The sequence below is a fragment of the Brevibacterium yomogidense genome (genome assembly GCF_016107685.1).
Taxonomy (GTDB): domain Bacteria; phylum Actinomycetota; class Actinomycetes; order Actinomycetales; family Brevibacteriaceae; genus Brevibacterium; species Brevibacterium yomogidense.
This window is the reverse complement of the sequence record NZ_JABASY010000003.1, coordinates 495,189-507,021: the sequence shown is the minus strand read 5'-3', so window position 1 is coordinate 507,021 and position 11,833 is coordinate 495,189. Positions and strand designations below refer to the sequence as shown.

Genomic DNA, 11,833 nt, shown 5'->3' with positions numbered 1-11,833 from the left:
CATGAACGCAACGAGCGGCACGGACGTGCCGGCCATCGTCACCGCTGCGGCGGACCGCGACCCGGTCCTGCGGCAGCGCCTCGACGCGGCGGGACTGGACCCGGCGGCGATCGGATCCGCGGAGGACCTCCTCGCAGTCCCCGTCCAGAGCAAGGACGAGATGGTCGCGGCACGTGACCACGTCCTCGGCGACGGTGTGCCCAAGCGGATCTTCCAGTCACCGGGCCCCATCTACGAGGCCCAGCCGGCGGGGGAGGACCCGTGGCGGTGGCGGGAGGCGCTGGAAGCGGCGGGGCTGAGGCCGGGGGACATCGTCCTCAACTGCTTCGGCTATCACCTGTCTCCGGCGGGTGCGATGTTCGACGAGGGCATCGTGGCGGCCGGCGGGACGGTCCTGCCCGCCGGGATCGGGAACCAACAGCTGCAGGTGCAGGCGATCCGGGATCTGGGGATCCGCGGGTACGTCGGGCTGCCCAGCTACCTCAAAGCACTCATCGACCTCTTCGAGGCCGACGGGGGGACGCCCGAGGACATGCCCCTGCAGTACGCGGTCGTCACCGCGGAGCCCCTGCCGGACAGTCTGCGGGAGACCCTGCAGGTGTGGGTCCCGCAGGTGCGGATGGCCTACGGGTCCGCCGAGGCCGGTCTCATCTCCTACGAGGACGGCCGTGCTGACGGGATGGTGACGGCGAGCGGGATCACGGTCGACGTCTGCGACATCGCTGACGGCACCCCCCTCACGGAGGGGCCCGGCGAGGTCGTCGTGTCGATCCTCCGTGAGACCGCGCCGCTGATCCGGTTCGGGACCGGCGATCTGTCCGCCTGGGTGACGGACGGCGGGCAGCCCGTGCAGACGGACGGGCGGCGCCGGCTCGCGGGGGTGCTGGGGCGCACCGGGCAGGCCGTCAAGGTCCGCGGGATGTTCCTGCACCCCACCCAGGTGAAGGGGGTCGCGGCGAAGCTCGAGGGTGCGGACGCGCTGCGGTTCGTCATCGGGCGGGAGGACCACAGGGACTCCGTCGTCGCCGAGGTCGTCGTCACCGCCGGTGCGGACGCGGACACCGTCGTCGCCGAGGCCGCGGACCGGATCCGTTCGGAGCTGCGGTTCCGCGCGGACGTGCGGACCGCCGACGGGTTCGACGACGACGCTGTCATCGTCGACACCCGCACCTGGGACTGATTTGTCCCGCCCCGTCGTCTGCGGAGGGCGGGCGGCGCGGTCCGCGGAGGGCTCGGCTGTGCGGTCGGGCCCTCCGCGGATGGTGGGGAAAACCCCCGTGGGGACTCCGGTCGCCACCAGTGAGAAGCCTGAGTGTTCGTTCCTAGTGTGGTGGGTATGACAGCACCTCCCGCCCCGCAGCACGTGCCCTCCGCCCCTCCCGGGCGCCCCACCCTCCCTGCGGCCCGTCTGCACGGGAGTGACGCCGCGGCCCTCGCCTCCACGCGCCGGGCAGTCGTCCTGCTCGCAGGCGGGCCGCTCGTCGTCCTCACCGCGGTGTGCGGGGCCTTCCTCGTCGCGGGCGTGCCGGTTCCGTCGTGGGCGGTCCTCGTGGGCCGCTGGATCCCGGCGCTCGTGTCATGGGCAGTGCTGCGGAGGGTGCTCGCCGACCACGGCGACGGACGTGCCGGGCTCGTCTCCGCATGGGGCCTGCGTCGGGGGGTGGGCACACGCGGCCGCTTCGTCCTCACCTGTGCGGCAGGCGCAGCAGCGGTGGCCGTCATCGCGATCGTCACGGCGCTGCTGTCGGCCACGGTCGGTGCGATGACGCTGCAGCCGGCGCAAGTGCTGGTCCCGGGGGTCCTCCTGATGCTGCCGCTCGCTGTCGTCTTCGCGTGCAGCACTCTGGGCGAGGAGGTCGTCTGGAGGGCGCATCTGCCGCGCCTGCTGGGCGGCGGCTTCTGGCGGTCGGCGCTCATCGTCGCAGTCGCATGGACGGCATTCCACATGCCGCTGCACGTCACATACGTCCTCCAGGGGGCCATGCCCCTCTCCCACGCCGCCGCTGCCACCTCCGGGATCCTCCCCTTGAGCCTCTTCCTCAGCGCGCTCGCCGCACGTCAGGGTAGTGTCTGGCCGGCGGTGTTCGCCCATGCCGTCCCGTTCTCTGCGGTGGGCCTCGCGATGGACTCCGCGGCGATCGCACCGGAGGCGATGTGGACCATCACCGGCATCAGCAGCGCCCTCTTCCTCAGCGCAGCCATGGCGGTCGCTCCGGTGCATCCCCCTGTCTGGGTGAGCACCACAGCCGGGGCGAGCGCCCCAGTCCGCATGCCGGACTGACGGAGGGAATTCTTTCCGGCACGGCCGTTCTGTGGGATCGTGGGCCAGCGGGGACGAGCGTCAGACCCGCTGTTACGCTAGGCGAGGACCGCGTACGCGGCTGTCTCATTTCCGGTGAGGAGTACCCCAGATGACCGAAGCCCCTTCCGCGATGAACGCAGGACTTGCGACCGTGGATCCTGAGATCGCACAGGTGTTGGACCAGGAACTGTCCCGGCAGCGCAGCACACTCGAGATGATCGCGTCGGAGAACTTCGTTCCCCGGGCCGTCCTCGAAGCGCAGGGTTCCGTCCTCACGAACAAGTACGCGGAAGGCTACCCGGGTCGCCGCTACTACGGCGGCTGCGAATTCGTCGACGTCGCAGAGGATCTCGCGATCGACCGGGCGAAGTCGCTGTTCGGCGCTGCCTACGCCAACGTCCAGCCGCACTCCGGGGCGCAGGCCAACGCCGCCGTCCTCCACGCGTTCGCGCGCGCCGGCCACAAGCTGCTCGGTATGGATCTGGCGCACGGCGGGCACCTCACGCACGGGATGAAGATCAACTTCTCCGGCCGTCTCTACGACATCTCCTCCTACGAAGTGGATCCGCAGACCTATCGGGTCGACATGGACGTCGTCCGGCAGCGCGCACTCGAGAACCGCCCGGACGTGATCGTGGCCGGCTGGTCGGCGTACCCCCGCCAGCTCGACTTCGACGCGTTCCGCTCGATCGCGGACGAAGTGGGTGCCACCCTCTGGGTCGACATGGCGCATTTCGCGGGCCTCGTCGCGGCGGACCTGCACCCGAACCCGGTGCCGATCGCGGACGTCGTGTCGTCGACGGTCCACAAGACGATCGGCGGGCCCCGCTCCGGCTTCATCCTGTCGAAGGACGAAGCGAACGCGAAGAAGATCAACTCCGCGGTGTTCCCCGGTCAGCAGGGCGGCCCGCTCATGCACGTCATCGCGGCGAAGGCCGTCGCCTTCAAGCTCGCGGCGCAGGCGGAGTTCAAGGAGAAGCAGGAGAGGACGCTGCGCGGTGCGCGGATCCTCGCGGACCGCCTCCAGGAGGCGGATGTCGCAGACGCCGGCGTCCAGGTGCTCACGGGTGGGACCGACGTCCACCTGGTCATCGTCGACCTGCGCAACTCCCACCTCAACGGCAAGGAGGGGGAGGACCTCCTCCACGAGGTCGGCATCACCGTCAACCGCAATGCGGTGCCGTTCGATCCGCTTCCGCCGATGACCACCTCCGGTCTGCGGATCGGGACGCCGGCACTCGCCGCGCGCGGCTTCGGTGACACGGAGTTCACCGAGGTGTCCGACATCATCGCGCAGGCGCTCAAGCCCGGGGCGGACGTCGACGGACTGCGGGCGCGCGTGCGCAAGCTCGCGGACGGGTTCTCCCTCTACGAAGGCCTGGAGCAGTACTCATGACAGCGGGAACGGAAGCAGCGGCTGCGAAGCTCGCGGCGGAACCGCGCAAGCTCGACGGCACGGCGACCGCCGCCGCCATTAAGGGAGAGCTGATTGAGCGGGTGGAAGCCCTGCGGGCCCGCGGCGTGACCGCGGGACTGGGCACCCTGCTGGTTGGCGATGACCCCGGTTCGCAGTGGTATGTGGCGGGGAAGCACCGGGACTGTGCTGAGATCGGCATCGCGTCGATCCGCGAGGATCTGCCCGCCACGGCGACGCAGGAGGAGATCGAGGACGCGGTCCGTCGCCTCAACGAGAACCCGGAGTGCACCGGCTACATCGTGCAGCTGCCGCTGCCGGACGGGATCGACGAGAACCGCGTGATCGGACTCATCGACCCGGCGAAGGACGCGGACGGTCTGCACCCGCAGAATCTGGGCAACCTCGTGCTGCGGGTGAAGGAGGACATCGACACTCCTCTGCCCTGCACGCCGGCCGGAATCGTCGAACTGCTCACGCGGCACGACATCGACCTGAACAGCAAGCACGTCGTCGTCCTGGGCCGCGGTGTGACCGTGGGCCGCCCGATCGGCCTGCTGCTCACCCGGAAGGCCGTCAACGCCACGGTCACCCTCACGCACACGGGGACCCGGGACCTGCCGGCGCTCGTCGCGCAGGCGGACGTCATCGTCGCGGCCGCCGGGCAGGCGGGGATGGTGACCGCGGACATGGTGAAGGACGGGGCTGTCCTCATCGACGTGGGCGTCTCCCGGTCGGAGGATCCGGAGACGGGCAAGTCGAAGGTCGTCGGCGACATCGAACGCGCGGCGCGGGAGCGGGCATCCGCCTACACCCCCAACCCGGGCGGCGTGGGGCCGATGACCCGCGCGATGCTGCTCGTCAACGTCGTGGAGATCGCGGAGCGCCGTGCGGCCGGCGCCTGAACGGCCCCGTAGACGCGGATCGACGCTGCGGGCACCACACCGATCTGGTGAGGTGCCCGCAGCGATTCACGCGGCGCCGGCATGAGTTGCGGCGGCGTCAGCGTGAGCAGCGGCGGCGTCAGTACGCCCCGCGGCCGCGTCAGTACGACCGGGGGAGGCCCAGCACCTTCGTGCCCAGGTAGTTGAGCACCATCTCCTGGCTCACGGGCGCGATGCGCATGAGGCGGACCTCCCGCAGGTAGCGGCCCACGTGGTACTCCTCGGAGTACCCCATGCCGCCGTGGACCTGCAGTGCACGGTCCGCGGCCTCGTACCCGGCTTCCGCGCAGAGGTACTTCGCGGTGTTGGCGGCGCGACCGCTGGGCAGCCCGTTGTCGTACGTCCAGGTCGCGTGACGGAGCGCGAGTTCCGCGGCGTCGAGCTTGGCGAGGGCGTCCGCGAGCGGGAACTGGATCCCCTGGTTCATGCCGATGGGACGGTCGAAGACGACGCGCTCCTTCGCATAGGCCGTCGCCTTCGCCAGAGCGGCGCGGCCGATGCCGAGTGCTTCGGACGCGATGAGCATGCGTTCGGGATTGAGGCCGTCGAGGATGTAGGTGAAGCCCTTGCCTTCCTCACCCACCCGGTGCGCCTCCGGGATGACGAGGTCGTCGATCACGAGTTCGTTCGAGGAGACCGCGTTGCGGCCGATCTTCCGGATGGGGCTGATCGATACCCGGTCCCGGTCGAGGTCCGTGAAGAACAGGGTGAGGCCGTCCGTGGGCTTCTCGACCTCGCTGCGAGGCGTGGTGCGGGTGAGCAGGAGGATCTTCTCCGATTCGAGGGCCTTGGAGATCCATACCTTGCGGCCGCGGACGACGTAATCGGATCCTCGCCGCGTGGCGAACGTCGTGATCCGGGTGGTGTCCAGGCCTGCGTCCGGCTCTGTCACCCCGAAGCAGACGTGCAGGTCACCGGAGGCCACGCGGGGCAGGTTCTCCTGCTTCATCGCGTCGGATCCGTGCACGATGACGGGGTGCATGCCGAAGAGCGTCATGTGCACGGAGCTCGCAGCGTTCATCGCCCCGCCGCCCGCGGCGATCGCCTCGAGGAGGAGGGTGGCCTCCGTGATCCCCAGCCCGCCGCCGCCGTACTCCTCCGGCGTCGTGAGGCCCAACCAGCCGTGGGACGCCAGGTGATCGTAGAACTCCTGCGGGAACTCCCCGGCGAGGTCCTTCTCCGCCCAGTACTCGTCGTCGAAAGGGGCAACGATCTCCCGCGCTGCGGTGCGCACCTCGACCTGGTCGTCTGTGAGACCGAACTCCATGGCTCCTCCTGGAACTGAACTCTGCTGTCGCTGCTGCTGATCCCCCCAAAGGTACTACCATTAGGTGGATGAGCGAAAGGGGCGCGGCATGAGCGGGGTCGAGACGGTGGCGGCGGATCTGCGCGACCGCATACTGAGCGGTGACCTGTCTGTCGGCAGTCCGCTGCCGCCGGAGCGCGAGCTCGGGGCGCAGGTGGGTGTGAGCCGGACGACCGTGCGCGGAGCTCTCGCCCAGCTCGCGGCGGAGGGGCTCGTCGACCGGAGGGTGGGCCGGGGCGGGGGCACGTTCGTGGCGGAGCCAGGGGCTCGTCAGGTGACGGCCGCCCTGCAGCGCGGCGTCGGGATGGCCGGATTCCCGGCCGTGGACCTTGCAGAGGCGCGCATGGCGATCGAGCCGCGGTGCGCGGCGCTTGCGGCGACGCGGATGACGAGTGAGCAACTCTCTGACCTGCGCGCCCTCCAGTCCGTCATGGCCCGCGCGCAGTCGCGAGGGGAGTTCTTCGAGGCGAACGCCCGCTTCCACGTGCTCATCGCGGAGGGCAGTGGCAACGAGGTCCTCGCGGCGATCATCCGCGGGCTCATCGCGCCGATCCGTGACATCACCGACGACCCCGCCCGCATCCGCGATGCGGAGATGCGCGAGACGGTCCGTGTGCACGAGCTGCTGCTGGCGGCCCTCGTGCAGGAGGACGCATCCGGCGCTGAATCACTCATGCGCGGCCACCTGCAGGCGCACGTCGACGTGCTCTGCGGTGCACGTCCCGTCTGAAGCTGCCGACGGGTTTTGACGCACGGGTGCCGGAGCCGTAGCGTAGTTCGTGTGCACGAACGCCAGTTCGCATATACCAACGGAGGTATGAGCCCATGGTCGACGACGACCTCCACCGCAGACGCACTGCGCCCCGCCGCTCAGGGTGGCGCGACCGCGCGCGGTCTCCGCGACGCGCCGTCCGTGCGCTCAGCGCCGCAGTGCTCGTGTCCGCAGTGGGGCTCCTGAGCGCCTGCGCGGGGGACACCGATGACATGACGGTGCTCAAGCTCGCGGACAGCTACGCCACGACCCACATGTTCGCCCGCTACGGCGTCGAAGGCTTCATCGAGGACGTCACGGAGCCGGGCGAGGGCGGTGTGGAGATCGAGTACTACCCGGCCGGCCAGCTGGGCAGCGCGCGGGACATCGTCAACCTCGCGCAGGCAGGGTCCCTGGAGGTCACTCCGGCCGCGCCGTCGTACCTGTCGGATCAGCTGCCGCTGTCCAGTGTCACGGACCTGCCGGGACTGGCGGAGGATTCGTGTGTCGCCTCCGCAGCATTCCGCGATCTGCTCGACGAGGACGGGGTGCTCTACCAGGAGGAATACGCGCCGCGAGGGCTCCGCCCGCTCTGGGTCGCTGTCATCCCCGGCTACGAGCTCATGACGGCTTCCCGGAAGATCGAGACCCCGGAGGACGTTCCCGGGCTCACGATCCGGTCGTCCGGAGGGGCGATGGACACGAACATCGAATCGCTCGGGGCAGCACCCGTCAGCATGACCGCTGCGGACGCGTACGAAGCCCTGTCGCGGCACACCGTCGACGGAATCTCGTTCCCGTACGCGAGCGTCACCCCCTACCGCCTCGAGGAGGTCCTCCGCTACTCGACCAAGGGGCTCAACCTCGGGTCGTTCGCGATGCCCTACGTCATCGCGGAGGAGGCGTGGCAGGATCTCACTCCCGCACAGCAGGATCGGATCCAGACTGCCGCGGACGAAGCGTCGCAGCGTCTGTGCGACGGGATCACGGAGGAGAACCCGGCGTCGGAGCAGCTCATGCGGGACGCGGGTGTCGAGTTCACAGAACTGACGGATGAGCAGATCGACGACTTCGCCGTGCATCTCGAGCCGCTTCGGCGTGCGTGGGCGGAGGAGTTCGACACAGCGGGCCGTCCGGGCACGGCCGTGCTCGAGGCGTACGAAGAGGCGGTGGCCCGTCATGAGACCGCCGCCGAGGAGGGCTGAGGGCATGGAAACCGGATCAGCACAGAACCCCGGTCTCGAACCGGCGCACGGCGACGGCGAGCGTCTCATCGTCGCGGAGGACGGCGCGACTGCGATGCCGGCGGCTGCGGTCCGCATGCACCCCGTGGTGCGCGGGATCGGCCGCGTGAGCGCTGCGGTGGCCGGCGTCGCGGTCGTCGCACTGTTCGCCGTCATGCTGGCGGAGGCGGGGGCGCGCTACCTGCTCTCCGAACCGCTGGGGTGGAATGTGAGCGCTGTCGAGCGCCTCATGATGCCGGGCATGGTCTTCCTCGCCCTGCCGTGGATGTACGTGTGCGCCGGCCACGTGAGTGCCGGAATGGTGTACTCCCGACTGTCCCCGGCGCTGCGTGCTGCGGCCCGCATCGTCGCCTTCGTGTGCGTCGTCGGGGGCGCCGCGCTGCTGTTCGCCGCCGGGCTCAACGGTGCCGTCGGCGCGTGGGTCCTCGGTGACGCCCCGCCGCCCAGTTCCGCCGAGGTCTCCATCCCCACGTGGACCTGGCTCGCCCTCCAGCCCCTCGGGGCCCTCGGACTGCTCGTCGTCGCCCTCATCGATGCGCCGCGCTTCCTGCGCGACGGCGAGATCGAGGACGACGCGGAAGGACACACGCCATGATCGTCCTCGTCATCACGGCTCTGCTGCTCGTCCTCATCCTCCTGCGGGTGCCGATCGCGTTTGCGATCCTCACCGCCGGACTGGTCGGGATGGTCGCCATCGACGGATTCGCCGCCGCGTTCGCCGTCGTCCAGGTGATCCCGGTGAGTGCGGCGGGGAAGTTCTCTCTGTCCGCCATCCCGCTGTTCATCCTCATGGCGCACTTCGTCCTGGCCAGCGGTGCACTCAACTCCCTCTTCGAGAGCGCACGGGTGCTCGTGGGCCGTGTCCGCGGGGGCACGGGGATCGCGGCAGTGCTCGCGGGAGCCGGGTTCGCCTCCGTCTCAGGATCGTCGACCGCTTCCGCGGCCACCCTCGCCCACACGTCGACGGGGGAGATGGTCCGACAGGGCTACTCACCGCGACTGGCGACCGGTGCCGTGGCGAGTGCGGGCACCCTCGCAGCCATGATCCCTCCGTCGATCCTCTTGATCTTCTACGCGATCACGGCGGAGACGAGCGTGGGCCAGACCCTCCTCGCGGGTCTGGTCCCCGGACTCCTCATGGCCGCGGCACTCTGCGCGGTCGTCTACATCCAGGCGCTGCGTGGGCAGGCTCCGGAAGCCGTCGGCAGCACGCTGCGGGAGAAGGGGCGTGCAGTCGTGGGCCTCCTGCCGATCGGCGTCCTCTTCCTCCTGGTCGTCGGTGCAGTCTTCTTCGGGATCACGACCGCGACGGAAGCCGCGGCAGTCGGTGCGCTCGGCGCGCTGGGACTCATGGTCGCCTATGGCAAGGCGAGCTGGAAGAACATTCGCGAGTCGATCGTGGGCACCGTCACGAGCAGCGCGATGATCATGGTCATCATCGTCGCCGCGCACGTCTTCGGCCATTTCCTCGCAGAGAGCCGTGTGACTCCGGCTGTCGTCGCGGCGGTGGGCGCGTGGGAGGTCCCCGCGGTCGGCATCATGCTCGGCGTCGTGCTCGTCTACCTGGTGCTGGGCTTCTTCATGGACCAGATGGCCATCATCGCGCTCACCGTCCCGGTGACGCTTCCCCTCGTCGAGGCGCTGGGCTACGACCCCATCTGGTTCGGGATCGTCGTCATCCTCGTCGCGGAGATCGGCCTGGTCACTCCACCACTCGGCCTCAACGCGTTCGTGACCGCACGCGCCAGCAGGGTGCCGCTCGAGACGGTCTTCCTCGGGGCTGTGCCGTTCATCATCGGCATGCTCGTCATCGTCGGACTCGTGTTCGTGTTCCCCCAGCTCGCGCTGTTCGTTCCGGAGATGATGGGCGGATGACGAACGGAGTGGACAGTCGCGGAGGCGCCCCGCTGGAAGGTGTGAAGGTCCTCGAGGTGGGGACGGTCATCATGGCGCCCTACGCCGGGAAGGTGCTGAGGGACCTCGGCGCCGACGTCATCAAGGCGGAGCCTCCCGGCGGGGACATCGGGAGGAGGATAGGCATCCTCGGCCCACAGGGGACGAGCGTGCTCGCGATGAACCTCAACGCGGGCAAGCGGAGCATCGTCGTCGATGCGCAATCGCCCGAGGGCCGGCACGAGATGGAGGCACTCATCGGGTGGGCGGACATCGTCCTCACCAATACGCTGCCCGCCAGGCGTCGGCGGTTCGGTCTCGACTGGGAGCAGGTGCGGGCCGCGAACCCGCAGGCCATCCTCGTCACGGGGCAGGGCTTCGCCAGTGACTCGGCGCACGCGGACACACCCGCATACGACGACATCATCCAGGCGGCCTCCGGCCTCGCGGACACCTACCGACTGCGAGACGGCGAACCCTGCTACTCTCCCTACGTGGTCGCGGACAAGGTGTGCGGCATGACGATGGCGCAGTCCGCGCTCGCCGCGCTGCACCGACGTGCTCTCGACGGTGAGGGGTGCTGGGTCGATGTCCCGATGGTCGACACGATGGCTGCCTTCACACTCGTCGAGCACATGGGCGGTTCGACGTTCGCACCGCCGGACGGCCCCGTCGGATGGTCGCGGGTCCTCGCACCGGAGCACCGGCCCCACCCCACCCGGGACGGATGGGTCTGCGTCATGCCCTACACGGACGCGAACTGGAGGCGGTTCTGCGAGCTCATCGACCGGCCCGACTACCTCACGCATCCGCAGGTGGCGACGAACCGCGACCGCAGCGCGGATCCAACGCTCTACGAGCAGATCCTCGCGGAGTACGCGGCGACGCGGACCTGCGCCCGTATCGAGGAGGAGTGCGCAGCGCGGGGGATCCCCGCCCACCGCGTGACGCGGGTGGACGACCTCGTCGACGGCCCCTACCTCGGCGGCCGGCCCGTGCTCACGCACGCGCGGCACACGGACGAGGGGGACTACGTCCACGTGTCGGGCCCTGCGGTGTTCCACGGGCACGACCGGCCGGGCCCGGCGGACAGCGCGATGCTCGACGGCGACCGTGCGGCGATCCTCGCGATGCTCGACCTGGACGGCCCGCCGCACACAGCGCCGCCCGGCGGCGGACGGTAGCCTTCGACCATGGCCGCAGAGCATCGCACCGTCACCCGCGTCCTGGGGATCCTCGAGGTCGTCGCGCGTGCACGCGGGCCGGTGAGCCTCACGACGCTCGCGCGCGACCTCGACGCACCGAAGAGCAGCCTGCACGGGCTGACGGGCGGGCTCCTGCAGCGCGGGTACCTCGTCGAGGGTCCGGGCGGATACCGCTTGGGCGCGGGCGCACACGCACTGCTGCCTCCAGCGGGCACATCGCTGCCGCTGCTGCTGGGGGAGTCGTGCGCAGAGATCGCGCTGCGCACGGGGGAGACAGTGACGATCGCTGTCCGCGTCGGTGCGGATTCGGTCGTCTACGTGCATGCGGAGCCGTCGGCCTTCGAGGTCTGCTACCGGCCGCGGTTGCGGCAGCGCCGCCGGATCCTGCCGACCAGTGCCGGGAAGCTGCTCCTCGCCCAGACGGACGATGAGGACCGTGAGGCCACCCTGGCGCAAACGCAGGAAGCAGTGCGGACGCACTTCCTCGGGGAACTCGATGGTATCCGGGAGTCGGGAATGGCCTTCAACCGGGAGGAGACCGTAGAGGACGTGGGTGCGGTCGCCGTCGGCGTCTACGAGGGCGAGCACCTCACTGCGGCAATCACCATCGCCGGTCCGCATTCACGAGTGGCCGACAGGCTCGAGTACTTCGGCCGACTCGCACAGGACGTGCTCAGCGCGGACGGCTTCGGCCGCAGGGCGCCTGCGCGGCGCTGAGCCTGCGTGCGGCTGAGTCGGCACGCGACTGCGCGGGGCCGGTGAGGCGACCCCGCG

At 69.9% G+C, this 11,833-nt stretch carries 11 protein-coding genes; 10 read left to right on the top strand and 1 reads right to left on the bottom strand.

The window, feature by feature from the left end; genetic code table 11:
- The first annotated feature begins 1 nt into the window (after position 1).
- The 4 genes from JFC09_RS10670 to JFC09_RS10655 all read left to right on the top strand — a co-directional run bounded on the left by JFC09_RS10670 (position 2) and on the right by JFC09_RS10655 (position 4,621).
- Positions 2-1,180 (top strand): phenylacetate--CoA ligase family protein, encoded by a 1,179-nt coding sequence (locus JFC09_RS10670; RefSeq protein ID WP_198393980.1) that lies wholly within the window; start codon positions 2-4, stop codon positions 1,178-1,180.
- A gap of 156 nt (positions 1,181-1,336) precedes the next feature.
- The gene (locus JFC09_RS10665) at positions 1,337-2,281 is read left to right on the top strand and encodes a CPBP family intramembrane glutamic endopeptidase (RefSeq protein WP_198393979.1); all 945 of its coding nucleotides are present in this window, start codon (positions 1,337-1,339) and stop codon (positions 2,279-2,281) included.
- Positions 2,282-2,411: 130 nt separating this feature from the next.
- Positions 2,412-3,698 (top strand): serine hydroxymethyltransferase, encoded by a 1,287-nt coding sequence (gene glyA / locus JFC09_RS10660; RefSeq protein ID WP_232483401.1) that lies wholly within the window; start codon positions 2,412-2,414, stop codon positions 3,696-3,698.
- Entirely contained in the window at positions 3,695-4,621 is a 927-nt protein-coding gene (locus JFC09_RS10655; protein WP_198393978.1) for a bifunctional methylenetetrahydrofolate dehydrogenase/methenyltetrahydrofolate cyclohydrolase, read from the top strand. Before glyA ends, JFC09_RS10655 begins: the two co-directional genes overlap by 4 nt.
- 139 nt (positions 4,622-4,760) lie before the next feature.
- Here JFC09_RS10655 and JFC09_RS10650 read toward each other — a convergent pair whose 3' ends face one another.
- The gene (locus JFC09_RS10650; RefSeq protein WP_198393977.1) at positions 4,761-5,927 is read right to left on the bottom strand and encodes an acyl-CoA dehydrogenase family protein; all 1,167 of its coding nucleotides are present in this window, start codon (positions 5,925-5,927) and stop codon (positions 4,761-4,763) included.
- Positions 5,928-6,015: 88 nt separating this feature from the next.
- Here JFC09_RS10650 and JFC09_RS10645 point away from each other — a divergent pair, with 88 nt between their 5' ends.
- The 6 genes from JFC09_RS10645 (at position 6,016) to JFC09_RS10620 (ending at position 11,776) form a co-directional block, all read left to right on the top strand.
- On the top strand, positions 6,016-6,696 hold the full coding sequence (locus JFC09_RS10645; protein ID WP_198393976.1) for a FadR/GntR family transcriptional regulator: 681 nt from the start codon (positions 6,016-6,018) through the stop codon (positions 6,694-6,696).
- Positions 6,697-6,791: 95 nt separating this feature from the next.
- The gene (locus JFC09_RS10640; protein ID WP_232483400.1) at positions 6,792-7,922 is read left to right on the top strand and encodes a TRAP transporter substrate-binding protein; all 1,131 of its coding nucleotides are present in this window, start codon (positions 6,792-6,794) and stop codon (positions 7,920-7,922) included.
- Positions 7,923-7,926: 4 nt separating this feature from the next.
- Complete coding sequence (locus JFC09_RS10635) at positions 7,927-8,556, top strand: TRAP transporter small permease (protein WP_198393975.1); 630 nt, start codon at positions 7,927-7,929, stop codon at positions 8,554-8,556.
- Positions 8,553-9,836: a TRAP transporter large permease gene (locus JFC09_RS10630; RefSeq protein ID WP_198393974.1), complete on the top strand. Its 1,284-nt coding sequence runs from the start codon at positions 8,553-8,555 to the stop codon at positions 9,834-9,836. Before JFC09_RS10635 ends, JFC09_RS10630 begins: the two co-directional genes overlap by 4 nt.
- Positions 9,833-11,038, top strand: a complete 1,206-nt coding sequence (locus JFC09_RS10625; protein WP_198393973.1) for a CaiB/BaiF CoA transferase family protein — start codon at positions 9,833-9,835, stop codon at positions 11,036-11,038. The genes JFC09_RS10630 and JFC09_RS10625 overlap by 4 nt, the downstream gene beginning before the upstream one ends.
- A gap of 9 nt (positions 11,039-11,047) precedes the next feature.
- A complete protein-coding gene (locus JFC09_RS10620) occupies positions 11,048-11,776 on the top strand; it encodes an IclR family transcriptional regulator (protein WP_198393972.1) in 729 nt (242 codons plus the stop codon).
- Positions 11,777-11,833 lie beyond the last annotated feature (57 nt).

Excerpts from the sequence above, each read along its gene's own strand:
- JFC09_RS10630 (WP_198393974.1), top strand. The coding sequence starts at position 8,553 with ATGATCGTCCTCGTCATCACGGCTCTGCTGCTCGTCCTCATCCTCCTG.
- JFC09_RS10665 (WP_198393979.1), top strand. The coding sequence starts at position 1,337 with ATGACAGCACCTCCCGCCCCGCAGCACGTGCCCTCCGCCCCTCCCGGG.
- JFC09_RS10620 (WP_198393972.1), top strand. The coding sequence starts at position 11,048 with ATGGCCGCAGAGCATCGCACCGTCACCCGCGTCCTGGGGATCCTCGAG.
- JFC09_RS10670 (WP_198393980.1), top strand. The coding sequence starts at position 2 with ATGAACGCAACGAGCGGCACGGACGTGCCGGCCATCGTCACCGCTGCG.
- JFC09_RS10645 (WP_198393976.1), top strand. The coding sequence starts at position 6,016 with ATGAGCGGGGTCGAGACGGTGGCGGCGGATCTGCGCGACCGCATACTG.
- JFC09_RS10625 (WP_198393973.1), top strand. The coding sequence starts at position 9,833 with ATGACGAACGGAGTGGACAGTCGCGGAGGCGCCCCGCTGGAAGGTGTG.
- glyA (WP_232483401.1), top strand. The coding sequence starts at position 2,412 with ATGACCGAAGCCCCTTCCGCGATGAACGCAGGACTTGCGACCGTGGAT.
- JFC09_RS10635 (WP_198393975.1), top strand. The coding sequence starts at position 7,927 with ATGGAAACCGGATCAGCACAGAACCCCGGTCTCGAACCGGCGCACGGC.
- JFC09_RS10655 (WP_198393978.1), top strand. The coding sequence starts at position 3,695 with ATGACAGCGGGAACGGAAGCAGCGGCTGCGAAGCTCGCGGCGGAACCG.
- JFC09_RS10640 (WP_232483400.1), top strand. The coding sequence starts at position 6,792 with ATGGTCGACGACGACCTCCACCGCAGACGCACTGCGCCCCGCCGCTCA.
- JFC09_RS10650 (WP_198393977.1), bottom strand. The coding sequence starts at position 5,927 with ATGGAGTTCGGTCTCACAGACGACCAGGTCGAGGTGCGCACCGCAGCG.